Origin of the sequence: Herbiconiux sp. SALV-R1 (genome assembly GCF_013113715.1) — a bacterium.
Lineage (GTDB): Bacteria > Actinomycetota > Actinomycetes > Actinomycetales > Microbacteriaceae > Herbiconiux.
On sequence record NZ_CP053344.1, the window covers coordinates 1,564,197 to 1,586,847 of the forward strand.

Annotated in this window: 21 protein-coding genes and 1 tRNA gene; 6 read left to right on the forward strand and 16 right to left on the reverse strand. The window is 70.4% G+C overall.

Features of this window, described 5'->3' with window-relative positions:
- Window positions 1-29: 29 nt before the first annotated feature.
- The 10 genes from lnt to HL652_RS07645 are packed head-to-tail and all read right to left on the reverse strand — an operon-like array spanning window position 30 to window position 10,262.
- Complete coding sequence (lnt, locus tag HL652_RS07600; protein ID WP_253743715.1) at window positions 30-1,613, reverse strand: apolipoprotein N-acyltransferase; 1,584 nt, start codon at window positions 1,611-1,613, stop codon at window positions 30-32.
- Window positions 1,610-4,117, reverse strand: a complete 2,508-nt coding sequence (locus HL652_RS07605; RefSeq protein WP_171704772.1) for a DEAD/DEAH box helicase — start codon at window positions 4,115-4,117, stop codon at window positions 1,610-1,612. The genes lnt and HL652_RS07605 overlap by 4 nt, the downstream gene beginning before the upstream one ends.
- Window positions 4,117-4,869, reverse strand: coding sequence for a twin-arginine translocase subunit TatC (gene tatC, locus HL652_RS07610; RefSeq protein WP_171704773.1), 753 nt, complete (start codon window positions 4,867-4,869; stop codon window positions 4,117-4,119). The genes HL652_RS07605 and tatC overlap by 1 nt, the downstream gene beginning before the upstream one ends.
- Before the next feature lie 50 nt (window positions 4,870-4,919).
- Window positions 4,920-5,165 (reverse strand): Sec-independent protein translocase subunit TatA, encoded by a 246-nt coding sequence (gene tatA, locus HL652_RS07615; protein ID WP_171704774.1) that lies wholly within the window; start codon window positions 5,163-5,165, stop codon window positions 4,920-4,922.
- Window positions 5,155-5,508 carry a hypothetical protein gene (locus tag HL652_RS07620; protein ID WP_171704775.1) on the reverse strand — a complete coding sequence of 118 codons (354 nt, stop codon included), beginning with the start codon at window positions 5,506-5,508 and terminating at the stop codon, window positions 5,155-5,157. Before HL652_RS07620 ends, tatA begins: the two co-directional genes overlap by 11 nt.
- A 26-nt stretch (window positions 5,509-5,534) precedes the next feature.
- Window positions 5,535-6,569, reverse strand: coding sequence for a helix-turn-helix transcriptional regulator (locus HL652_RS07625; RefSeq protein ID WP_171704776.1), 1,035 nt, complete (start codon window positions 6,567-6,569; stop codon window positions 5,535-5,537).
- Window positions 6,569-7,576: a helix-turn-helix transcriptional regulator gene (locus HL652_RS07630; protein ID WP_253743716.1), complete on the reverse strand. Its 1,008-nt coding sequence runs from the start codon at window positions 7,574-7,576 to the stop codon at window positions 6,569-6,571. The genes HL652_RS07625 and HL652_RS07630 overlap by 1 nt, the downstream gene beginning before the upstream one ends.
- Before the next feature lie 41 nt (window positions 7,577-7,617).
- Window positions 7,618-8,526, reverse strand: a complete 909-nt coding sequence (locus tag HL652_RS07635; RefSeq protein WP_171704777.1) for an FKBP-type peptidyl-prolyl cis-trans isomerase — start codon at window positions 8,524-8,526, stop codon at window positions 7,618-7,620.
- Window positions 8,527-8,574: 48 nt separating this feature from the next.
- Window positions 8,575-9,585, reverse strand: coding sequence for a tRNA (adenine-N1)-methyltransferase (locus HL652_RS07640; RefSeq protein WP_171704778.1), 1,011 nt, complete (start codon window positions 9,583-9,585; stop codon window positions 8,575-8,577).
- On the reverse strand, window positions 9,582-10,262 hold the full coding sequence (locus HL652_RS07645; protein ID WP_171704779.1) for an HAD family hydrolase: 681 nt from the start codon (window positions 10,260-10,262) through the stop codon (window positions 9,582-9,584). The genes HL652_RS07640 and HL652_RS07645 overlap by 4 nt, the downstream gene beginning before the upstream one ends.
- A 130-nt stretch (window positions 10,263-10,392) precedes the next feature.
- Between HL652_RS07645 and HL652_RS07650 the strand changes: the two genes are divergently transcribed.
- Window positions 10,393-11,301: a PAC2 family protein gene (locus HL652_RS07650; RefSeq protein ID WP_253743718.1), complete on the forward strand. Its 909-nt coding sequence runs from the start codon at window positions 10,393-10,395 to the stop codon at window positions 11,299-11,301.
- A 33-nt stretch (window positions 11,302-11,334) separates the two neighbouring features.
- On the opposite strand, the gene mshC is transcribed toward HL652_RS07650, so the two are convergent.
- The 3 genes from mshC to HL652_RS07665 are packed head-to-tail and all read right to left on the reverse strand — an operon-like array spanning window position 11,335 to window position 14,878.
- Window positions 11,335-12,624 (reverse strand): cysteine--1-D-myo-inosityl 2-amino-2-deoxy-alpha-D-glucopyranoside ligase, encoded by a 1,290-nt coding sequence (mshC, locus tag HL652_RS07655; RefSeq protein ID WP_171704781.1) that lies wholly within the window; start codon window positions 12,622-12,624, stop codon window positions 11,335-11,337.
- A 56-nt stretch (window positions 12,625-12,680) separates the two neighbouring features.
- On the reverse strand, window positions 12,681-13,505 hold the full coding sequence (locus tag HL652_RS07660) for an undecaprenyl-diphosphate phosphatase (RefSeq protein ID WP_171704782.1): 825 nt from the start codon (window positions 13,503-13,505) through the stop codon (window positions 12,681-12,683).
- 59 nt (window positions 13,506-13,564) lie between these two features.
- Window positions 13,565-14,878, reverse strand: coding sequence for a M20/M25/M40 family metallo-hydrolase (locus HL652_RS07665; protein WP_171704783.1), 1,314 nt, complete (start codon window positions 14,876-14,878; stop codon window positions 13,565-13,567).
- A 106-nt stretch (window positions 14,879-14,984) separates the two neighbouring features.
- Here HL652_RS07665 and HL652_RS07670 point away from each other — a divergent pair.
- From HL652_RS07670 to HL652_RS07685, 4 genes are all read left to right on the forward strand, one after another.
- Window positions 14,985-15,069 (forward strand) — tRNA-Leu (locus HL652_RS07670).
- Window positions 15,070-15,176: 107 nt separating this feature from the next.
- Window positions 15,177-15,677 carry a DUF1269 domain-containing protein gene (locus tag HL652_RS07675; RefSeq protein WP_171704784.1) on the forward strand — a complete coding sequence of 167 codons (501 nt, stop codon included), beginning with the start codon at window positions 15,177-15,179 and terminating at the stop codon, window positions 15,675-15,677.
- 39 nt (window positions 15,678-15,716) lie between these two features.
- Complete coding sequence (locus HL652_RS07680; protein WP_171704785.1) at window positions 15,717-16,319, forward strand: molybdopterin-dependent oxidoreductase; 603 nt, start codon at window positions 15,717-15,719, stop codon at window positions 16,317-16,319.
- Between the two features lies 1 nt (window position 16,320).
- Entirely contained in the window at window positions 16,321-17,034 is a 714-nt protein-coding gene (locus HL652_RS07685) for a ferredoxin reductase (protein ID WP_253743721.1), read from the forward strand.
- A 1-nt stretch (window position 17,035) separates the two neighbouring features.
- On the opposite strand, the gene HL652_RS07690 is transcribed toward HL652_RS07685, so the two are convergent.
- Both HL652_RS07690 and HL652_RS07695 read right to left on the reverse strand, forming a co-directional pair.
- On the reverse strand, window positions 17,036-18,508 hold the full coding sequence (locus HL652_RS07690) for a peptide MFS transporter (RefSeq protein ID WP_171704786.1): 1,473 nt from the start codon (window positions 18,506-18,508) through the stop codon (window positions 17,036-17,038).
- Between the two features lie 84 nt (window positions 18,509-18,592).
- Entirely contained in the window at window positions 18,593-20,416 is a 1,824-nt protein-coding gene (locus HL652_RS07695; protein ID WP_171704787.1) for a DEAD/DEAH box helicase, read from the reverse strand.
- Window positions 20,417-20,511: 95 nt separating this feature from the next.
- Between HL652_RS07695 and HL652_RS07700 the strand changes: the two genes are divergently transcribed.
- Entirely contained in the window at window positions 20,512-21,327 is an 816-nt protein-coding gene (locus HL652_RS07700) for an SGNH/GDSL hydrolase family protein (RefSeq protein WP_171704788.1), read from the forward strand.
- A gap of 47 nt (window positions 21,328-21,374) precedes the next feature.
- Here the strand turns inward: HL652_RS07700 and HL652_RS07705 are convergent, their stop codons facing one another.
- Entirely contained in the window at window positions 21,375-22,634 is a 1,260-nt protein-coding gene (locus tag HL652_RS07705; RefSeq protein WP_171704789.1) for a D-alanyl-D-alanine carboxypeptidase family protein, read from the reverse strand.
- Between the last annotated feature and the right edge of the window lie 17 nt (window positions 22,635-22,651).

Here is a 22,651-nt window from a genome sequence, read left to right on the forward strand (position 1 = left end):
GCCGAGCACGACATCAGGCGAGAACGCCGTCACGGTCGGAAGACCGGGGCGGCGTTCTGCTGTGTGCGGCGGGTGGTGAACGAGAGCACCAGACCGGCGAGCCCGAGCCCCGCCACCAGCCACTCGATCTGGAAGCCGAGGAGCGAGGCGGGCGTCGGCTGGGTGCCGAGCGGCACGTCGGCGACCATGGCCCCCGCCTGGTAGGCAGGGATGCCGGTGATGGTCGACCCGTCGGGTGCGATGATCTGGCTGGTGCCGACCGTCGAGATGTTCACCACGCTCCTGCCGAACTCCACGGCGCGCAGGCGGGCGATGGCCAGCTGCTGCAGGTTCTCGTCGGTCTGTCCGAAGTCGGCGTTGTTGGTCTGGGCGAAGATCACCTGGGCGCCCTCGGCGCTCATCGAGCGCATCACCGCGTCGTCGGTGATGTCGAAGCAGATCGAGATGCCGGCGATGAGCCCGTCGATGTCGAAGGTGAGGTCGGTGGTGCCGAAGGTGTAGTCGCGGGTGACCAGGTCGACGAGGTCGGGCGCGAGCGCTCTGAAGAACTCGCGGTTGGGCATCCACTCCGCGAACGGCACGGGGTGCCGCTTGTCGTAGTAGTCGGTGATCTGCCCGTTCTGCCAGAGCAGCGAGGTGTTGTAGACCTTGTCGCCGCGCTGCTGGATGGTGCCCGTGACGATGGGCACGCCCCCGAGCTCGTCGCTGACCGCGTCGAGCGTCTTCGCGGCCACCTCGTAGCGTGCCGGGTCGAGGTCGGAGGCGTTCTCGGGCCAGACCAGCACGTCGAGCTTCTCGCCCTCGAGGGCGAGCGAGGCGCTGGCGTGGTCGGTCAAGATGTCGCCCCACTCGTGCACGGCGAACAGCCCGGCGTTCGAGTTGCCCTGGGCGGCGCCGATGCGCGAGGTTCCGGATGCCGGGGTCACCCAGGCGGGAACGGCGAGCAGGGCTGCGACCGCCGCCGCCCCCGCCAGCGCGCGGGTCGAGACGGCGAGCCCCTTCTCCCGCACCAGCTGCACCGCGAAGGCGGCGAGCCACACCAGCAGGAAGCTGAGCCCCGACATGCCCACCCAGGCAACGAGGTCGGTGAACGGCGACTGCGACTGCGACATGGCGACCCGGCCCCAGGAGAAGCCGCCGTAGGGGAAGATCGCGTTGACCCCTTCGCGCAGCGTCCACAGCCCGGCGACGACGATCGGCAGCCAGACCAGGCGCGCCCGCGCGGTGGGCCAGGTGCGATCGGCCCGCCGGTAGACGAGGGCGATGAGGAGTGCGCCGAGGGCGAAGTACACCGCTTCGAAGCCGGTGAGCCCGAGCCAGGGCACCGGCCCGAGGTAGAGGGTGAGCCAGAAGATGTGCACGCCCCAGAAGGTCGCGCCCGTCACCAGTCCGATGAGGAGCGCCTTGCCCCAGGTGCGGCCGATGAGCGTGGTGAGGATGAGGGCGACGGCGAGCGGCGTGAGCGGCCACCAGCCCTTGTCGGGGTACCCGGCGTCGTAGGCGATGCCCGCGCCCACGGCGGCCAGCAGCGCGAGCCAGAAGGGCATGACCGGCGCGACGCGCGTGCTCGGTGAGACGTGCGTGAGTGGCGCGACCTCGGCGACCCGCGTCATGCGACCGAGGAGTAGGCGACGATGCCGCGGCGCACCGCGTCGATGGCCGAGCGTGCCGTGGTGGCGAGCCGCGCATCCGGTGTTCCCTGCAGCTGGTCGAGCAGGTCGATGGTCTGCTTGGCCCAGCGCACGAAGTCGCCGGCGGCCATGTCGGCCTCGTCGAGCACCTCGTCGAGGCCGGCGCCGCGCGCCCAGCGGTGCATCGCGGTGCTGAGGCCGATGGCGGGCGCCTCGGTGCCGGGCAGGCGGTGCTCGCGCTCGATGTCGTCGACGGTGGCCCAGAGTGTCTGCGTCTTGTCGAGGGCGACCCTGAAGGCGCCGCGCGGCAGGTAGCGTTCGGCGATGTCGTTCTCGTCGCGGCGCGGCTCGTACACCAGGGCGCAGGCGATGGCGGCGAGCGAGGCGGCGTCGAGCTCGCGCCAGATGCCCTGCCGGATGCACTCGGCCACGAGCAGGTCGCGTTCGCCGTAGATGCGCTTCAGGGTGTGGCCGTGCGGCGTGAGCACGGTGGCGCCGTGCTCGTCTGCGGTGAGGTAGTCGAGTTGGAGCAGCACGTCGGTGACGCGGTCGAACACCTTGGCGATGACGTTGGTGCGGGTCTGGATCTGCTGGGTGAGCCGGTCGGTGTCGCGTTTCAGCGTGAACCAGCGTTCCGCCCAGCGGGCGTGCGCCTCGCGGTCTTTGCAGCCGTGCACCGGGTGCGAGCGCAGCTGCTGGCGGAGCCCTGCGATACGGCGCTGCCGCTTGTCGCGGTCGGCGCGCGAGAGCGTGTCAGCCTTGCCGGCGCCCGAGCGCTCGAGGTCGGTGAGTTCGCGACGGATGCGCGCATACTCCCTGAAGTCGCCCAGGTGGCAGGTCATCGCCTTCTCGAAGCCGGCCAGCGACTCCTCCTGCTGGCGCACCTTACGCGCCAGGTCGACGACCGCGCGGTCGGCCTGGAACTGGGCGAACGACGACTCCAGCACCTCACGGGTGCGGGGCCTGCCGAACTGGTCGATGAGGTTGACCGCCATGTTGTAGGTGGGCCGGAAGCTGGAGTTCAGCGGGTAGGTGCGCCGTGAGGCGAGCGAGGCGACCTCCTGCGGGTCGAGCCCCTCGCGCCACTGGATGACGGAGTGCCCCTCCACGTCGATGCCGCGGCGGCCGGCGCGACCGGTGAGCTGGGTGTACTCCCCCGCCGTGATCGACACGCGGGCCTCGCCGTTGAACTTCTCGAGCTTCTCGAGCACCACCGTGCGGGCCGGCATGTTGATGCCGAGCGCGAGCGTCTCGGTGGCGAACACGACCTTCACGAGCTTCTTCTGGTAGAGCTCCTCCACGACCTCCTTGAAGGCGGGGAGGAGGCCGGCGTGGTGCGCGGCGACCCCGCGCTGGAGTCCCTCCGTCCACTCCCAGTAGCCGAGCACGGCGAGGTCTTCGTCGCGCAGGGTGCGGCAGCGCTCGTCGACGATGCGGCGGATCTCCTCGCGCTCGTCGGCGTCGGTGAGCCGCACGCCGGCGCGCAGCACCTGCTTCACGGCCTGGTCGCAGCCCACCCGGCTGAAGACGAAGAAGATGGCGGGGAGGAGGCGGTGCTCCTGCAGCAGGGCGACGACCTCGGGCCGGTCCATGCGGTCGAACGACTGCCGGTGGCCTCCGCCGTAGCCGCCTCCGCCACCCCGGCCGCCTCGGCCCCGGCCGCCGTTCCTGCCGCGGCCCGAACCGCCCCGGTTGCCGTACTGGCCGAGCGAGGCGCCTCCGCGCACCAGCTGCGCCAGCTCCGGGTTCACCCGGTTCGTGGCAGCGCGGCCCGTGGAGTCGAACAGGTCGAGCAGCTTGGTCTTGACCAGGGCGTGCTGGTCGAGCGGCACCGGGCGCTCCTCCGAGACGATCACCTCGGTGTCGCCGCGCACCGCCTGCAGCCAGTCGCCGAACTCCTCGGCGTTCGAGACGGTCGCCGAGAGCGAGACCAGCTTGACGCTCTGCGGGAGGTGGATGATCACCTCTTCCCAGACGGCGCCGCGGAAGCGGTCGGCGAGGTAGTGCACCTCGTCCATCACGACGAAGCGCAGGTTCGTCAGCAGCGACGAGTCGGCGTAGAGCATGTTGCGCAGCACCTCGGTGGTCATCACCACGATGCGGGCGTCGGCGTTGATGTTGGTGTCCCCGGTGAGCAGCCCCACCTCGTCGGGCCCGTACTCGGCGACGAACTCGTTGAACTTCTGGTTCGACAGCGCCTTCATCGGGGCCGTGTAGAACACTTTGTCGCGCACCGACTGCATGGCCAGGTGCACCGCGAACTCGGCGACGACGGTCTTGCCCGCCCCGGTCGGCGCCGCCACGAGCACGCTCCTGCCGTCTTCGAGAGCCCCCGCGGCCTCGATCTGGAACGGGTCGAGGTCGAAGCTCAACCCGCTGCGGAAGATCTCGACCTGCGGATGCCCGGCCCGCTTGCGGCTCGCGGCGAATCGCTCGGAGGGGCTCAGCACCTGGTCGGCCGACGAGGCGCCCGAGGCGCGCCCCATCAGACGGCCAGCTCGACGTCGAAGCTCTGCTGGCGACGCCGACGGCGGCGGTCGTTGAGCGCCGCGATGCCGGCGGCTCCGAAGTAGAGGGCGAGCATGGGGATCGCGAGCAGGAACATCGACATGACGTCGGCGGCCGGGGTGGCGATCGCGGTGAACAGCGTGATGGCGAGGATGGCGATGCGCCACGACTTGAGGATGGTCTTCGCGCTCAGCACCCCCGCGAAGTTGAGGATGACGAGGAACACCGGCAGCACGAAGGCGATGCCGATGGCGAGCACCAGCTTCAGCACGAAGTCGTAGTAGGCCCGCGCCGTGAGGAGGGCGGTCGTGCCCTCGGGGGCGAAGCCGGTGAGCAGCACCACCATGTGCGGCAGCACGAACCAGCCGGCGACGCAGCCGGCGAAGAACAGCGGTACGGCGGCGGCGACGAAGCCGATGGCGTACTGCTTCTCGTTGCGCTTGAGGCCCGGCATCACGAAGGCGAACACCTGGTAGAGCCACACCGGTGCCGAGATGACGACGCCGACGGTGAAGGCGATCTGGATGCGCAGGTCGAACGCCGAGGAGACGTCGGTGAAGTTGAGGCTCGCCTCGCGGCCCTGCTGCGCGGCGATGTCGGCGATCGGCTGGGTGAGTGCGGTGAGCACGAAGTCGGAGATGATGAAGCCCGCGATCATGCCCACGAGGAGTCCGAGCGCGGCGATGAACAGCCGCTTGCGAAGTTCGATCAGGTGGGCGCCGAGCGACATCCGACCGTCACGCGAGCGGGGCTTCCGCGGTGACTTGACGGCCACCTGGCTCAGGGCTTCTGACTGTCGTCGGTGGGGGTGCCGGTGGACGTGCCGGTCGTGGTTCCTGTCGCGGTGCCGGCGGTGCCGTCGCCCGGGGTCTGGTTCTCGTCCTTCATGGCCTTGGTCTCGTTGCGGAAGATGCGCATCGACTGGCCGAGGCTCTTCGACAGGGCGGGCAGCCGCGTCGCGCCGAACAGGAGGAGGATGACGACCAGGATGATGACCAGGTGCCACCCGTTGAGGTTACCGAGCATTGGTCTGATTCCTTAGGGTGGGGACGGTTTCCGGACTGATGAGGAGTTTACCCCGAGCGAGCCGCGCTTCTCTGCGCTCCCGCTTCAATTCGGCGCGGAGTGCCAGGTGCTCCTCGTGCCGTCTCGCCGTCTCGGCGTAGCCCTGCACGATGGCGCGGTCGGGGTGGTCGACGGCGAGCTTCTCGACGTTCTCGTTCAGCCTCGCGACCTGGTCGGTGAGCTCGGTGAGGGCGCGCAGCGCGCCCCTCGCCTTCACGAACAGGCGGTAGCCGAGACCGGCGAGCATGCCGAGGAGCGCGAGCACCAGAACGGTCCAGATGATCAGCCACGCCCACCACGCCATGTGTTCAGCCTATGCGACGGCGCGGCTCAGGCGCCCGGGTAGCCGTCGAGGGCCTCGCGGGCCCAGTCGACCACTGCCTGCCGTGCCTCGGCCGGCTCGACCACGGTGACGGTGCGCGGCATCGAGGCCACCAGGCGCTTCAGCCCGTGGATGTGGGCGACACGGATGCGCACCCGCACCGGGTCGACGTCGCCGGGCCGCGCATCCGGAACCCGCTGATCGACGCTCGAGACGTACTCGCCGAGCAGCGGGAGGGCCGAGGGGGCGACCTCGATGGTGACGACGAGGTCGTCGTCGCCGCCCTGGAACAGGCTGTCGCCGAGCGGCACGTCGTCGTGCGCCGACTCGACGGCGCGGTCGGTGACCTCGACCCGGGTCATGCGGTCGAGGCGGAAGGTGCGCACGGCCTCGCGCAGGTGGTCCCAGGCGCGCAGGTACCAGTCCTCGTCGTCGGAGTCGATGCGCAGGGGGTCGACCCGGCGGCGTTCGCGGGAGCCGCGCGAGGTGAGGTAGTCGAACTCGAGCTGCCGGCCCCGGGCCACCGCCTCGCGCACGGCGCCGAGCGAGGTCGTGGTCTCGGCCGAGGCGACCGCCACCTGGCTCGGCCGTTCGGAGGCGCCGCGGGCGAGCTTGTCCATGAGGGAGGAGTAGACGCCGCGGTCGATGTTCTCGGGGAGAGACTGCAGGTACTGCAGGCCGGCGATGAGCGCCGCGGCCTCGCGGGCGGAGAAGCGCGGGGAGTCGTCGAGCGCCACCATGTGGGTGATGACGATCTCGTCGTGCTCCTCCAGCGCGTCCCACGCGATGTCGAAGAGGTCGCCGTGCTGGTACTGGGTGGTCTCGCCGGGCACCCCCGACACGGCGATGAGCGACACGGCGTCGCGGATCTGCTGCTCCGAGACCTGGAAGTGCGCGGCGGCGTCGGCGACCGACACCCTGCCGATGTCGATGAGGTAGGGCACGAGCGCGAGCAGGAAGGTCAGTTTGTCTTGCGCGTAGGAGAAGGCCTGCGAGCCGTCGCCCGCGGGAGCGCGACGGCCGGAGGGGCGCTGGCCCGCCATCAGAGAGCTCCCTCGTGGGCGAGCAGCGTGGCACGAAGACGGTCGACGACGGCGTCGCGCAGCTCGGCCGGGCCGAGCACCCGCACCTCGGGCCCGAAGCCCGCGAGCTCGTCGGCGAGCAGGTTCACGTCGGTGAAGTGCAGCAGGATGCGCCCCTCGTCGTCGGTCTCGGCGCCGCGCCGCGCCGCGAGGCGGGTCGCCGCATCCGTTCCCGCGCGCACCTCCAGCTCCGCGAGGTTCGCCTCCCAGATGGCGTCGAGCTCGCGGAGGGCGAGAGCGGCGTAGTCGCCGGGCGGCACGTCGATCTGCTGACGGCCGAGGCGCACAGGGCCGACGATGCGCGCGAGCAGGAAGGTGCGCTGCTCGTTCACGTCGAGGTCGGTCGCCTTGAGGTGCCAGCGACCCTGGTGCTGCACCAGGGCGAGCGGCGCCACCTTGCGCAGGCGCGCCGCCGGATCGCCCGGCTTGAGGTAGGCGAAGCTCGCGCCGACGCCGCGCGAGAGCGCGTCGTTCAGCGGGTCGAAGGCGGTGTCGCGGGTGCGGATGCGCGGGGCGTAGCCGAGCACCGGGTCGCTCGTCTCGACCCCGATCGAGCGGAGCTTCAGCAGTGCCCGGCGCGACTCGCGCGAGAGCGAGCCCTCGCGCCAGGCCATGGCGGCGAGGTTGAGCAGCGTCGTCTCGGCGTCGGAGAAGGTGATGTCGGCGGGCAGCTCGTAGGCGGTGCGGGGGATGCGGTAGCGCAGGGTCTGGTTGTTGCCCGGGTCGCCCGGCGTCTCGAGGGTCTCGAGCGGCACGCCGAGCTCCCTGATGTCGTCTTTGTCGCGCTCGAACTGCCGCTCGAGGGTCGCGTTCTCACCGGAGGGGTCGTAGCGCTGCCGGTAGCCCTGCACGGTCGAGAGGATGTCGGCCTTGGTCAGCCCCGACTCGGTGGCGATGAGCGCGAGCACCAGGCTGAACAGCCTCTCCTCCACCGGGATCGGTGCGGGGTTCTGTCTCTCGGTGGCCACGCAAGAATCCTAGTTCGGGCGGGGCGCGGGCGCGCCGGGCCTCAGGAGGCGGGGAGGATGCCGAGGATGTCGACGACGTAGGCCGTGGCCGAGGCGCCCCCGCCGCTGCCCGGGAGCACGACCAGCACTTCGGAGCCGACGGTTTGGCCGACGAGGAACGGCGTGATGCCCGCGGGCTGGCTGGAGCCCTGGGTGGTCGAAGCGTCTTCGGACATGACCCAGAGCTGGGGCGAGCCGGTCTCCCAGGTGGAGTTGGTGACCTTGCGGGTGTCGTAGGAGACGCCGGTGGACTGCACGAGAACCTGGTCGCCGTCCTTGATCTGGTCGCCGTCGCCCTTCTTGATCAGCGCCGACTTCGCCTCGTCGGGCGCGGGGCCGTTGATGCCGACGCCGGGGCGGCCGTTCTCGTCGTGCACGACGCTCGGGAAGCCCGACTGGCCGGGCTGCGGCGCGCCGTCGGCGGCCTGCGGGAAGGCGTTCTCGATGTCGAAGACCATCACCAGCGAGCCCGGAGCGCCCGAGGCGATCTGGGTGGCGAGCTCGTTCGGCAGGGCCACGGCGACGCGGTCGCCGACGTGGGTGCAGGTGAGCGCGTCGGTGAGGTCGCCCTGCAGCGAGTCGCTCAGCACGATGTAGCCGGTCGTGGGTGCGCCCGCCGATTGACCGGTCTCACCGTCGTAGAGGGAGTAGGTGACGTCGAGGGTCGAGCCGGGGCCGACCTCGGCGCCGTCGCCCTGGGTGATGACGGTGCGCTCGAGCTGCTTCGGAACGAGGGGCGACGGGAAGCTCGCCGCGGGGTCGGAGCCGAAGTCACCGCTCGCGGTGACCAGGTCGCTCGAGCCGCCCGACGTGGCGGCGGTGGAGCAGTCGGCGGCGGCCGGGGAGGCACTGCAACCCGCGAGAGCGAGCAGAAGGCCTGCCGACAGTGTGAGCGCGAGTGAACGGCGCACGGATCCTCATTTCCTGCAGACGTCGAGCCGAGGGCCCGGTGAGCGAAGTCAGTCTATTTCATCGTCGGGGCGCTCGATCTCGCGAGCCTCCCGTGCGCGTGCGGCATCGGCGGTCGCCGTCGCGGCGCGCACCCGCTTGCGCAGGCTCTTCGGGCTGATGCCCCGTTCGCCGAGGGCCCCCGGGGTCCACGCCTCGACGTCCTCGTCGGAGAAGTCGCTCTTCGAGGCGCGGCGCTTGAGCTCGGGCAGCACCGCGCCCGGCGCGAGCCTCCTCGCGGTGACCAGGAAGCCGGTGTGACCGATCATGCGGTGGTCGGGGCGCACGGCGAGACCCTCGACGTGCCATCCGCGCACCATCGTCTCGCTCGGCACCGGGTTGGTGAACAGGCCGGTGTCTCGGATGGTCTCCACGACTCGCGAGAGCTGCGTCACGGTGGCGACGTAGCAGAGCACCACTCCCCCGGGCTTCAGGGCCGCGGCGACCTGGTCGATGCACTCCCACGGGGCGAGCATGTCGAGCACGACGCGGTCGACGGTGTGGTCGGGGTGCACGGCGGGGAGGGCCTCGGCGAGGTCGCCGACGGTCACGGTCCAGTTCTCGGGATCGCTGCCGTTGTACGCGGCGACGTTCGCCCTGGCGACGTCGGCGAACTCGTCGCGCCGCTCGAAGCTCGACAGGCGCCCCTCGGGGCCGATGGCGCGCAGCAGCCAGAGCGAGAGCGCGCCGGAACCGACCCCCGCCTCCACGACGATGGCGCCGGGGAAGACGTCGGCCTGCGCTAGGATCTGCGCGGCGTCTTTGGGGTAGATGATCGCGGCGCCGCGCGGCATCGACATGACGAAGTCGGTGAGCAGCGGGCGCAGCGCGAGGTGCTCGACGCCGACGGAGTTCTGCACCACCGACCCGTCGGGCAGCCCGATGAGCGCGTCGTGGTCGATGAAGCCGCGGTGGGTGTGGAACACCTTGCCCGACTCGAGCGTGATGCTGTTGAGCTTGCCCTTCGGGCCGGTGAGCTGCACCCGGTCGCCCTCACGGAACGGGCCGCTGAACGCGCTCACGCCGACACCCGCTCGGCGGCGACCTCGGCCAGCACGACGGCGAGGTCGTCGGGTGTGCGGCCGGCCAGGGTCTGCCAGATGCGGTGCGCGCCCGTGTCGTCGAGGTTCAGCAGGTGCTCGACGCCCACGACGACCGCGCCGGAGGCGACGGCCGAGGTGACGCCGGTGACGGAGTCTTCGAGCGCCACCGAGCGCGCGATGTCGACGCCCAGGGCGTCGGCGGCGGTGAGATATGCCTCGGGGTGGGGTTTGCCCTGCTCGACGTCGTCGGCCGAGACGATCACCTGGAAGGCGTCGAACGGGATGCGCGCCGCGACGTGCCGCGCCATCCTGCCGATCGACATGGTCACGAGGGCCTGCGGCACGCCGAGTGCGTGCAGCCCCTCGAGCAGCTCGACGGCCCCCGGTCGCCACGGAACCTGGATAGTCACCTGCTCCATCACGCTCGAGGAGAGCCGGTCGATGATCTCCCCCGCGGGCAGGGCCACGCCGAAGTCCTGGAGGATCGCCGCGCTGCGGTCGAGCGCCGAGCCGACCAGGGTCATCGCCGCCTCGTGCGTCCAGGTGCCGCCGAACGACTCGACGAGGGCGGCCTCCGCGCGCATCCAGTACGGTTCGGTGTCGACGATCGTGCCGTCCATGTCCCAGAGGACGGCGGCGGGTGCAGGAGCATTCACGGGGGCCCAGTCTACGGGGCGGCGGAACGGGTCTCCTCCGCCACGACTCGCGGGCGGCGACGAACGCCTATCCTTGACTGACGGCGCCGCACCATGCGGTGGCCCGGAAGGCAGTGAGGTACCCATCACGGTGACAGACAACGGATTCCTGCGAGGTCGGCTCCTCCTGGTCGCGTTCGAGGGGTGGAACGACGCCGGGGAGGCCGCGACGGGCGCACTCAAGGTGCTCAAGGAGCAGCTCGATGTGATCGTCATCTCCGAGGTCGACGCCGAGGAGTACTTCGACTTCCAGTTCAACCGTCCGAACGTCGTCGTCGACGACGACGGCAAGCGCGTGCTGGAGTGGCCGGGCGCCACCTTCTCCGGCCCCGACGTCACGGCGGGCGACCGTTCCGACGGCTCGAACGTGTACCTGCTCATCGGCTCGGAGCCCTCGCGCAACTGGCGCTCCTTCACCGCCGAGGTGATGAACACCGTGCTGGCGGAGGAGATCACCGGCATCGTGCTGCTCGGCGCCATGCTCGCCGACGTTCCGCACACCCGCCCCATCTCCGTCTTCTCCACCAGCGAGAACCCGCTGGTGCGCAGCGAGCTCGACATCGAGCGCTCCACCTATGAGGGCCCGGTGGGCATCCTCAGCGTCATCGCCGACGCCGCCGAGAGCGCGGGCGTGCCCACGGTGTCGATCTGGGCGTCGGTGCCGCACTACGTGCACAACGCGCCCTCGCCCAAGGCGACCCTGGCGCTCGTGGAGAAGATCGAGGAGCTCATCGGCCTGCCGATCGAGCGCGGCGAGCTGATCGACGAGTCGACCGCCTGGGAGTCGGGAATCGACGCCCTCGCCGGTGAGGACGACGACATGGCCGCCTACATCAGGCAGCTCGAGCAGGCGCGCGACACCGTCGACTCGCCCGAGGCGAGCGGTGAGGCCATCGCCCAGGAGTTCGAGCGCTACCTGCGGAAGCGCGGCGACGGCGGCCGGGGCGACGGGCGGGCCGGGGGCGACGGGCGCCCCGACGAGCCCTGGAGGCGCGACTGAGGCGAGCCCTGGCGGCGCGACCGAGCGGTCGCGCTAGAGCCTGACGCCGAGCAGCGCGTCGAGCGCGTCGGCGGCGAGCTCGTTCGCGGCAGCCGTGTGCGGGGTGCCGAACCAGTCGTCGAAGAGATCGACGGCACCCGGCGTGTCGAGGTCGTCGTGGAGGCGTGCCCGCACCGCGTCGACGAGCTCGAGCGCGCGGGCATCCTCGGCCTCGGGGTCGAGGGCGGCAGCGTCGAACGACTGCAGCTCGGCGACCGAACGGCGCCAGGCGGCGAGCCGCTCGGCGGCCCGCTGCTCGTCGCCCCGGTGCCACTCCCAGTCGTCGCGGTAGGGATGCGTCAGGATGGCGAGCCTGATCGCCCCGGGCTCCACCCCCGCTTCGCGCAGCTGGGAGACGAGCACGAGGTTGCCGAGCGACTTCGACATCTTCTCCCCGTCGAAGGCGACGAGGCCGCCGTGGGCGTTCACCCGGGCGAAGCGCTCCCCGGTGAGGGCCGTCGCGTGGGCGGCGCTGAACTCGTGGTGGGGGAACACCAGGTCTCCCCCGCCGCCCTGCACGGCGATCGTGTCGCCGAGGGTCTGGCGGGCGATGACCGAGCACTCGATGTGCCAGCCGGGCCGGCCGCGGCCCATCACCGATTCCCAGGCGGGCTCTCCGACGCGCTCGGCGCGCCAGAGCAGCGGGTCGAGCGGGTCGCGCTTGCCGGGGCGCTCGGGGTCGCCGCCGCGCTCGGCGAACAGCCGGGCCATCGTCTCGCGGTCGAGCCCGCTCTCCGAGCCGAGCGTCCACGGCGTCGCGGCTTCGGCGGCGGCGATGTCGAAGTACCAGTCCGTGGCTTTCGGCACCGCCGCATCCGGGGTGTCGACCGCGTAGGCGATGCCCCGGCGGCGCAGCTCGTCGACGGCGTCGGCGATGGGCTGGATGGTCTCGGTGACCCCGAGGTAGGAGTCGGGTGGCACGACGGCGAGGGCGGCCATGTCGGTGCGGAACAGCTCGATCTGGCTCTCCGCGAGCTCACGCCAGTCGACGCCGGTGGCCGTCGCGCGCTCGAGCAGCGGGTCGTCGACGTCGGTGATGTTCTGCGTGTACGAGACGTCGAGGCCGGCGTCGAGCCACATCCGCACCACGGTGTCGAAGGCGATGTAGGTGGCGGCGTGGCCGATGTGCGTGGCGTCGTAGGGCGTGATGCCGCAGACGTAGAGGGTGCCGCTCGGGGTGCCGGGGGCGCTGGCGAGGAACTGCCCGCTGGCGTCGTCGTGGAGACGAGGGGCGAGCCCTCGGCCGGGGAGCTTCGGGAGGGCGGGTCGGGTCCAGGAGCGCACCGCTCAAGCTTAGTTGCCGCGGGGCAACGGCCTGACGCGCAGGACTGCCGAGACGCCTAGGCGGCGATGAGGCCCGCCGAGAGCAGCACGATGAGCACGCCGCCGAGCGCGATGCGGTAGATGACGAAGGGCAGGAAGCTGCGCTTGGAGATGTAGCTCATGAAGAAGGCGATCACCACGAGCCCCACCACGAAGGCGACGATGGTGGCGACGAGCGTCTCGAGCGGCCCGTAGACACCCGGCTCGCCGATGCTCTTGTACACCTGGTAGAGCCCCGAGCCGAACACGGCGGGGATGGCGAGGAGAAACGCGTAGCGCGCGGCGGCCCGGCGCTCGTAGCCCATGAAGAGCCCCGCGGTGATGGTGCCGCCCGAGCGGGAGACCCCGGGAATGAGGGCGAGCGCCTGGGCGAACCCGAAGATGATGCCGTGCGGAACGGTGAGGTCTTTCAGGCGACGGCGCTTGGCGCCCACGTAGTCGGCCACGCCGAGCAGCACACCGAACACGATGAGCATGATCGCCACGATCCAGAGCGAGCGGAAGGTCGACTCGATGAGGTCTTGGAAGAACAGGCCGAGCACCACGATCGGCACCGAGCCGATGATGATGAGCCAGCCCATGCGCGCATCCGGGTCGTTGCGGGGCACGCGGCCCACCAGCGACTTCGCCCAGCGCGACACGATCTTCACGATGTCGCGCCAGAAGAACACCACCACCGCGGCCTCGGTGCCGATCTGGGTGATCGCGGTGAACGCGGCCCCCGGGTCTTTGGCTCCGGGCAGGAACTCGCCCAGGATGCGCAGGTGGGCGCTCGAGGAGATCGGCAGGAACTCGGTGAGCCCCTGCACGAGCCCGAGGATGATGGCGTTCAGAAAGTCCATGGCTCCCTTTGCAGGTGGGGTGGTCCGCGACGGAGCGGGAAGTGTGGGGGTGGGGCCGGTCAGTACCGGAGCAGGAGTTCGGTGAGAACGTCCGTGCCAAACCCTAGCGCGTCGATCGGCACGCGTTCGTCGACACCGTGGAACATCGCCGGGAAATCGAGGCTGGGCGGAAGCTGGAGCGGGGCGAAACCGAAGCCGCGGATGCCGAGGAGGCTGAGCGCCTTGTTGTCGGTTCCGCCCGAGAGCAGGTACGGCAGCACCTCGGCGCCCGGGTCGCGCTCCTGCAGGCAGGCGATCATCGTGTCGACGAGCTCGCCGTCGAAGCTGGTCTCCAGCCCGATGTCCTCGTGCGAGACGACGATCTCGATGTCGGGACCGACGAGCTCGCGGATCTCGGCCATCACGGCTTCCTCCTCGCCCGGGAGCACGCGCACGTCGATCATCGCCTCGGCGCGGTCGGGGATGACGTTGTGCTTGTAACCCGCGGTGAGCCCGGTGGGGTTCGCCGTGGTGCGCAAGGTCGCCGAGATGAAGCGCGAGGCGGTTCCGGTGGCGATGGCGAGCTCGTCGGGGCTCAGCACCTGGGGGTCCTTGCCGAGGATCCCGGCCACCCGGTCGAGAAGCTGGCGCGTCGTCGCGGTGAGGTGCAGCGGCCACTCCCGGCTGCCGATAGCCGCCACCGCCGCCGCGAGCCGGGTGACCGCGTTCTCCCGGTTGATCTGCGAGCCGTGACCCGCCGTGCCCCGGGCGATGAGCTTCATCCAGATGAGCGCCTTCTCACCGGTCTGCACGAGGTAGGCGCGCTTGCCGTCGAGGTCGATCGAGTAGCCGCCCACCTCGCTGATGGCCTCGGTGGCGCCGGCGAACAGCTCGGGGCGGTGCTCGACGAGGTGGTGCGAGCCGAACACACCCCCGTTCTCCTCGTCGGAGAAGAAGGCGACCACGAGGTCGCGCTCCGGTTGCCTGCCGGAGCCCAGGATGCGGTCGAGCGACGCCACGATCATGGCGTCCATGTTCTTCATGTCGACCGCGCCGCGCCCCCACAGCATGCCGTCGCGCACCACTCCGCCGAACGGGTCGACCGACCAGTCCTCGGCGATGGCGGGCACCACGTCGGTGTGCCCGTGCACGACGAGCGCGGGCTTCGAGCTGTCGCGCCCTTCGACCCGCGTCAGGATGCTCGTGCGGCGCGGAGCGGCGTCGACCGCGGTCACCTCGAGGCCGAGCCGTTCGAGGTGCGCGGCGAGGTAGTCCGCCGCCTCCGTCTCGCCGTTCGACCGGCCCTCCCCGTAGTTCGAGGTGTCGAACCGGATGAGGTCGCGGGCGATGCGGGTGGTCAGATCGAGCTCGTCTGGCGGAGGCGTTGACGTCATGTCCTCACGCTACCGGGCGCTCCGGTGCGGGGGTGGATTTCGACGCCCCGCATCCGTGCTACAGTCTTTCCTTGTCGCCGGAGAGATCCGAAAACGACAGACACCCGTCCGGGTGGCGGAAATGGCAGACGCGCTAGCTTGAGGTGCTAGTGCCCGTATAGGGCGTGGGGGTTCAAGTCCCCCCTCGGACACACTGGTTGAGACAGTGAACGAAAGAAGACCCGGCATGACGCCGGGTCTTCTTTTCGTTAACTGCTTTCCCCTACGCTGTGGCTCACACCCTTGAAAGGACTGATCCATGGCAGATCTCATCGTCATCGCATTCGACACCGAGGAGCAGGCGGAAGGCGCCTACGAGAAGGTGCAGGAACTGCAGGGCGACCTCATCGTGCAGCTCGCGGGGCTCGCGCTCGTCACCGTCGACCACGACGGCAAGACCCACGTGAAGAACCCCGGCGCCGTCGGCAACATCGGCCTGGGTGCGGCGGGCGGAGCGCTCTTCGGAACGCTCATCGGCATCCTGTTCTTCATCCCCTTCGTCGGCCTCGTCTTCGGCGGTCTGTTCGGCGCCCTCTTCGCCGGCATCGACAAGACGGGTCTCAACTCCGAGTTCCGCGCGCAGGTCAAAGACGCCGTCTCGGCCGGCAAGTCGGCTGTCGTGGTGTACACGACCAAGCTCACCGAAGACAAGTTCGCCGCGGCGCTGGCGCCCTACAACGGCACGGTCATCAAGACCTCGCTGAGCGCCGAGGACGAGCAGGCACTCATCCACGATCTGTCGGGCCAGCCGACGGCCTGATCGCTCTAAGCTGGGGCCACGGTCCGGAAGGAGAGCACTATGGGAATCGTCACACCGGGTTTCTTCGGCAAGCACCGCGAGGCCGATCCGAAACTGCCCCCGGGGCAGTACGAGACGAAAGACTTCCCGGTGCTCTCCGCCGGGCCCACCCCGAACATCCACGACGGCGAGTGGGCGTTCTCGATCACCACCGAGACGGGTGAAGTCACCCGCTGGAGCTGGGACGAATTCCGTGCCCTGCCCGTCGAAGACGTGCACACCGACATCCACTGCGTCACCCGGTGGTCGAAGTTCGACACCGACTGGCGCGGGGTGTCGCTCGACACGCTGTTCGAGGGCATCGAGACCAGCGCCGGCTACACCATGGCGCACTCCTTCGGCGGCTACACCACCAACGTGCCGCTCGAAGACCTGCTCGGCGGGAAGGCCTGGGTGGCGTTCGAGTACGACGGCGAGCCGCTCGACCCCGAGCACGGCGGGCCCGCCCGCCTGCTCGTGCCGCACCTCTACTTCTGGAAGAGCGCGAAGTGGGTGAAGGGGCTCAGCCTTCACGACAGCGAGGAGCTCGGCTTCTGGGAGGTTAACGGCTACCACGCCTACGGCGACCCCTGGAAGGAAGAGCGCTACTACTACGATTCCTAGCGTGGAATGGGCTGTGGCCGACGTCGTCGGCATCCGTGAAGAGACTCCGACCGCTCGCACCCTGATGCTGCGCATCCCCGGGTGGAAGGGCGCGCTGGCCGGCCAGCACATCGACATCAGGCTCACCGCGCCCGACGGCTACCAGGCGGCGCGCTCCTACTCGCTCTCCTCCGCCGCCGGCGACGAGCTCGCCGCCGTGAGCGTCGAGCTCATGCCCGACGGCGAGGTCTCGCCCTATCTCGTGCGCGGCATCTCCGTCGGCGACCAGCTCGAGGTCATCGGCCCGCTCGGCGGCTGGTTCGTCTGGCGCCCCGAGCAGACCGAGCCGGTGCGGCTCATCGGCGGCGGTTCCGGCATCGCTCCCCTGGTCTCGATCCTCCGCACGCACATCCGCTCGGGAAACACGGCCCCGGTGAAGCTGCTGTACTCGGTGCGCACGCCCGAGTACGTCTATTTCTCTGACGAGCTCGACGCGCTCACGGCCGAGGCCGGTGCCGAGGTGGCCATCCAGTACACCCGGCACGCCCCGCCGGGCTGGCAGGGCACGATCGGCCGACTGGATGCGCGGCGCGTCACAGACTGGGCCGAGGGCGACCAGAACGCCTCCACCTACATCTGCGGCCCCACCCGCTTCGTCGAGCTCGCCTCCGACGCCCTGGTGGCCGCGGGGGTCGACCCCGCGACCATCCGCACCGAACGGTTCGGCGGCGCCTGAGCTACCTCACGCCCTGCATGAGCTTGCGCACCCACGGGGTGAGCAGGATGAGCACGACTCCGACCACGATGGCGACGATGCCCGAGATGCCGAAGTAGGGCGGCTCGTCGTTCTCGTCGTAGAAGCCGGCGAGGATTCCCGACAAGGCCGTTCCAAGCGCGATCGACAGGAAGAACAGGGCCACCATCTGGGTCTGGAACACCCGCGGCGCCAGCTTCGTCGACAGCGACAGGCCGACGGGTGAGAGCAGCAGTTCGGCGATGGTGAAGACGAACAGGATGCCGACGAGCGCGAGCAGCGGCGTACCGTGGGCTCCCGTTCCCGAGAACGGGATGAACAGCAGGAACGCGATGCCCATCACCACGGCGGCGGCAGCGAACTTGTAGGGCGTCGGCGGCTGACGGTCGCCGAGCTTCGTCCAGATCGCGGCGAACACGCCCGAGAGGATGATGATGAAGATCGGGTTGATCGACTGCACCCACGCCACCGGCATCTGCCAGCCGAAGAGGCTCAGGTTGAGCCGGTCGTTGGCGTAGATCGTCACCACGGTGAACTGCTGCTGATACAGCGACCAGAACGCGACGCTGGTGAGGAACATGGGGATGAACGAGATCACCCGCTTGCGCTCCGTGCCGTCGATCTTCTTGCTCGAGAGGATGACGGCGAACAGCGCGATCGAGGCGACGAGCGTGACCAGCGCGACGGCGTCGGCGAGGTTGTCGGCGGTGAGGAGCCCCACCAGCACGGCGGCGACGATCACGACGACGGCGGCCACCGCGACGACGGCGATGAGGATGCGGCGGTTGGCCGGCAGCGGGTTCGGCACCTCCTTGGCGTGGGCGGGGAGGCTCCGCCTGCCGAAGGAGTACTGCACCAGGCCGATCGCCATGCCCACCGCGGCGGCGCCGAAGCCCCAGTGGAAGCCCACGGTCGACTGCAGGAGGCCGGTCAGCAGCGGGCCGAGGAAGGCGCCCAGGTTGATGCCGAGGTAGAAGATCGAGAAGCCCGCGTCGCGCTTGGGGTCTTTCTCGGCGTAGAGGGTGCCCACCACCGAGGTGGCGTTGGCCTTGACGCCCCCGGAACCCAGCGCGATGAGCACGAGGCCTGCCCCGAGCCCCAGCAGGCCCGGCAGCAGCGAGAGCGCGATGTGACCGGCCATGACGACGATGGCGCTGTAGAACAGCGTGCGTTCAGACCCGAGGAGCCGGTCGGCGATCCACGCGCCGAGGATGGTCGCCAGGTACACCGACCCGCCGTACGCGCCGATGATGCCGACGGCTACCGGCTTCGGGATGCCCAGGCCGCCTTCTGCGGCGCTGTAGAACATGTAGAGCAGCAGGATGCCCTGCATCCCGTAGAAGGAGAAGCGCTCCCACATCTCGACGCCGAAGACGTGGACGAGGGAGAACGGCTGCCCGAAGAAGGTGCGCTCCTTCTTCGTGGGAGAGTCGGGCGCGGCGGTCTCTGTCGTCATCCAGCCATAGTGGCACGCGACGGGCGCGCCCAGACAGCGCGCCCTACCCCGCTTTCGCGGGTCAGCGCCCGGTGCTTTCCCGGCTCAGCGCCCGGCGGCGCCCATCCACTTGCGCACCGTCACGATGCGCGACTGCAGCTGCGTCACGCTCGCCTGCGCGACGGCGGGACCACCGCAGATGCGGCGGAGCTCGGCGTGGATGAGCCCGTGCGGCTCGTTCGACTGCTTCGACCAGATGCCCACGAGGGAGTTGAGCAGGGTGCGCTGCTCCTTCAGGGTGCGGTAGAGCGGTGCCGGCACGCCGCCCTGGTCGGGCGTGTCGGTCTTCGGCATCCCGTTCTTCGCCTGGTGCTTCTGCTGCCTCGCCTGTCGGTGCTGCAGCAGGTCTTTCACCTGATCGGGCTCGAGCAGCCCGGGGAGGCCGAGGAAGTCGAGCTCCTCCTCGCTGCCGACCACGGCCTGGAAGCCGAACTCTCCCCCGTCGTAGACCACGCGGTCGAAGGTCGCCTCCGAGCCGATGGCGACGAACGAGAACTCCTCGGTGAGCCCCTCCGAGGCGCGCTCCTCGCGATTGGCCGCGGCGACCATGGCGTCTTCGGGGTTGTAGAAGTCGCCCTCGGGGTTCGACCCGTCGTCGCGCTTGTCGAGCGCGTGGTCGCGTTCGAGCTCGAGCTTCTCGGCCAGAGCCATCAGCGCGGGCACGTTCGGCAGGAAGACGGATGCGGTCTCACCACGACGACGCGCCCGCACGAAGCGCCCGATGGCCTGGGCGAAGAACAGCGGCGTCGAGGCGCTCGTGGCGTACACGCCGACCGCGAGCCGGGGCACGTCGACGCCCTCCGACACCATGCGCACGGCGACCATCCAGCGGGAGCTGCCGTCGGAGAACTGCTGGATGCGGTCGGAGGCCTCCTTCTCGTCGGAGAGCACGACCGTCACCTTCTCCCCCGTGATCGACTCCAGGATGGTCGCGTACGCACGCGCGACCGTCTGGTCGGTGGCGATGACCAGGCCGCCCGCATCCGGGATCGACTGCCGCACCTCGCTCAGGCGCTTGTCGGCGGCGCCGAGCACCTGGGGAATCCAGTCGCCCGCCGGGTCGAGGGCGGTGCGCCAGGCCTGGGAGGTGATGTCTTTCGTGTTGCCCTCGCCGAGGCGGGCCTCCATCTCGTCGCCCACCTTGGTGCGCCAGCGCATGTGCCCGGCGTAGACCATGAAGAGCACGGGTCGCACGACGCCGTCTTTGAGGGCGCGGCCGTAGCCGTAGCTGTAGTCGCTGCGCGAGACGCGGATGCCGTGCTCGTCGGGGAGATATTCCACGAACGGAATGGGCGAGGTGTCGGAGCGGAAGGGTGTCCCCGTGAGCGCGAGGCGCCGCGTGGCGGGTTCGAACGCCTCACGCACCGCGTCGCCCCAGCTCAGTGCGTCGCCGCCATGGTGCACCTCGTCGAGGATGACGAGGGTGCTCGCACCCTGCGTGAGCTCGCGGTGCAGCGCGGGCCGCGCGGCGACCTGCGCGTAGGTGAGCGCCACGCCGTGGTAGTGCCGCCCGAAGCGCGACTCGCTGTTCTTGAAGCCGGGGTTCAGACGCACGCCCGCACGGTCGGCGGCGTCGGCCCACTGGCGCTTGAGGTGCTCGGTGGGGGCGACGACGATGACGCGGTCTACGGTGCGGCGATGCAGCAGCTCGCTGGCGAGACGCAGGGCGAAGGTGGTCTTGCCGGCGCCGGGGGTCGCGGCGGCGAGGAAGTCGCGCGGTTCCTTGGCGAAGTAGGCGGTGAGCGCCTCCTCCTGCCAGGCCCGCAGGCGGCCCGCCGTACCCCACGGCGCGCGAGCCGGGAAGGAGGGAGAGAGGTGGCCCGCTGCGCTCGTTCCGGGTGCCGGTTCGTAGTGCGGGGCGTCTGTCACGATGTTCGAGGATACCCCTCCCCGCCGACATCACCGCACCGGGCGGCGCTCGCGCGAGGTCTACCCTGGAGGAGGTTGCGAGAGGAGTCCGACACATGTCACAGCCGCATCCCTGGCGTCGCTACGTCGCGCTGGGCGACTCGTTCACCGAGGGTCTCGGCGACCCCGAACCCGCGAGCCCCGGTGGGCTGCGCGGCTGGGCCGACCGGGTCGCCGAGGTGCTGGCGGCGACCGCCGACGGCGAGTTCTCGTACGCGAACCTCGCCATCCGCGGCCGCCTGCTGCAGCAGATCGCCGATGAGCAGATCGAGCCCGCGCTCGCCCTGCAGCCCGACCTCATCAGCATCTCGGCGGGCGGCAACGACGTCATCCGCCCCGGCACCGACCCCGACGACATCGCCGCGCGCTTCGAGGTGGCCGTGAGGCGGCTGCGGCGCGACGACGCGACGGTGGTCATCTTCACCGGGGTCGACACCGCGTTCACGCCGGTGTTCCGGGGCATCCGGGGCAAGGTCGCGATCTACAACGAGAACCTCAGGGTGATCGCCGACCGCTACGACTGCGTGGTCGCCGATCAGTGGGGACTGAAGGAGATCCAGGATGCGCGGATGTGGGCCGACGACCGGCTGCACCTGAACGCGCTCGGCCACCACGAGGTCGCCCGCCAGGTGCTGCGGGCCCTCAACGTCGACAACGACCTGCAGGCCGGCGAGCCCGAGCCGTTGCCCGGTCGCAGCTGGCGCCAGGCGCGCGCCGAAGACCTTGTATGGGCACGGGTGCACCTCGTGCCGTGGGTGCTCCGCCGCATCACGCATCGCTCGAGCGGCGACGGCATCGCGCCGAAGCGCCCGGTGCCGGGGCCCGTGCCGGGGCGGGTGGCGGCGCAGACCGAGCCCTCCGCGGAGGGCTGAGGCGAGCATCCGCTCTGCTGGGCGGAGCGCGCCGCGCCGGGCCCGCCTCAGCCGAAGAGGCGGCCCGGGTTGGCGAGGCGCCACCCGAGGTCGGGCCCGTCGAGCTCGCTCGCCAGCGCCACCGGCACCGTGAACTCCGGCCCGTCGAGCGAGACGCCGGCGAGATCGAAGCGGGCGGTGCCCACCTCGGTGCCTGCGGCGCCCGACTCGCGATTCTCGGCCTCGGTGCTCGACGTCACCTCGACGCCCGACCACACCGTGGCGTCGACGTCTTCGGTGGCGATGACATCGGCCTCCGCGCCCCATGCTGTCGTGTACGAGCCCACGACGTCGCCGGCCGACACCACGCGCAGCACCTGGAACCCGCTCTGCGCCGATTGCAGCAGGGACAGCACGGAGGCGTGGAGCTGGTCTTCGCTCGGCGCGCCGAGCACGACGCCGACGAGCGGGAAGGTCTCGTCGCCCACCGTGTAGTCGGCCGAGAAGAGCAGGCAGAAGCCCGCCTCGTCGGTGGTGCCGGTCTTGATGCCGTCGATGCCGATCTGGCCGAGCAGGTCGTTGGTGTTGTCGATGGTGCCGAGTTCGGGCAGGGTGTCGCTCGCCGTGCCCACGATGGGCGCGAGCACGGGGTCGGCCAGGGCGAGCGCGCCGAGCGCGAGCAGGTCGCGGGTGGTGCTGCGCGAACCCGGGTCGAGGCCCGAGGTGTCGGCCACCGCCGTGCCCGTGAGCCCCTTCTCGGCGAGCCACTCGGTGGCGGCGGCGAGGTAGGCGTCGACCGAGCCGAAGGCCCACGTCGTGAGGGTGAGGCTGTAGTTGTTCGCCGATTCGAGCATCATGATCTCGATCACCTGGCGCTCGCTCAGCACCTGGCCCGGGTAGACCGAGGCCCACGAGCCGCCGACGGCGATCGTCGCCGCGAGGAAGTCGGCGTCTTGCTGCGTGATGGCGATGTCGGGGCCCTGGCCGCCGTCGGCGATGGGCTTCTCGTCGAGCACGACGAGCGCCGTGATGGTCTTCGTGATGCTCGCGATGGGGATCGAGTCTGTGCTGCCGCTCGACCCCAGCACGAGCCCGGCGGCATCGTCGCCCTCGCCGGCGACCGCGATGGCGCTCGTGCCCTGCGCCGGCGTCTGCAGCGAAACCGCGGGGCTCCCGGTCTCCGGCAGCGTCACCAGGGCGGCGGATGCGGCGGGCACCGGCGCGAACAGCGCGACCGGCAGGTAAGTGGCGAGGAGCGCCACCACGAGGAGCGCGGCCCCCACGACGATGCGCCGACGCCGGTACACGGCAGGGCTCGGACGACTCACCCGCCCCATCCTAGGGC

What these genes read in the sequence shown, in the direction of transcription:
- HL652_RS07660 (WP_171704782.1), bottom strand. Translation starts at nt 13,505, where the DNA reads ATGGACTTTCTGAACGCCATCATCCTCGGGCTCGTGCAGGGGCTCACC.
- HL652_RS07605 (WP_171704772.1), bottom strand. Translation starts at nt 4,117, where the DNA reads ATGGGGCGCGCCTCGGGCGCCTCGTCGGCCGACCAGGTGCTGAGCCCC.
- HL652_RS07620 (WP_171704775.1), bottom strand. Translation starts at nt 5,508, where the DNA reads ATGGCGTGGTGGGCGTGGCTGATCATCTGGACCGTTCTGGTGCTCGCG.
- tatC (WP_171704773.1), bottom strand. Translation starts at nt 4,869, where the DNA reads ATGTCGCTCGGCGCCCACCTGATCGAACTTCGCAAGCGGCTGTTCATC.
- HL652_RS07675 (WP_171704784.1), top strand. Translation starts at nt 15,177, where the DNA reads ATGGCAGATCTCATCGTCATCGCATTCGACACCGAGGAGCAGGCGGAA.
- HL652_RS07690 (WP_171704786.1), bottom strand. Translation starts at nt 18,508, where the DNA reads ATGACGACAGAGACCGCCGCGCCCGACTCTCCCACGAAGAAGGAGCGC.
- HL652_RS07700 (WP_171704788.1), top strand. Translation starts at nt 20,512, where the DNA reads ATGTCACAGCCGCATCCCTGGCGTCGCTACGTCGCGCTGGGCGACTCG.
- tatA (WP_171704774.1), bottom strand. Translation starts at nt 5,165, where the DNA reads ATGCTCGGTAACCTCAACGGGTGGCACCTGGTCATCATCCTGGTCGTC.
- lnt (WP_253743715.1), bottom strand. Translation starts at nt 1,613, where the DNA reads ATGACGCGGGTCGCCGAGGTCGCGCCACTCACGCACGTCTCACCGAGC.
- HL652_RS07680 (WP_171704785.1), top strand. Translation starts at nt 15,717, where the DNA reads ATGGGAATCGTCACACCGGGTTTCTTCGGCAAGCACCGCGAGGCCGAT.
- HL652_RS07665 (WP_171704783.1), bottom strand. Translation starts at nt 14,878, where the DNA reads ATGACGTCAACGCCTCCGCCAGACGAGCTCGATCTGACCACCCGCATC.
- HL652_RS07625 (WP_171704776.1), bottom strand. Translation starts at nt 6,569, where the DNA reads ATGGCGGGCCAGCGCCCCTCCGGCCGTCGCGCTCCCGCGGGCGACGGC.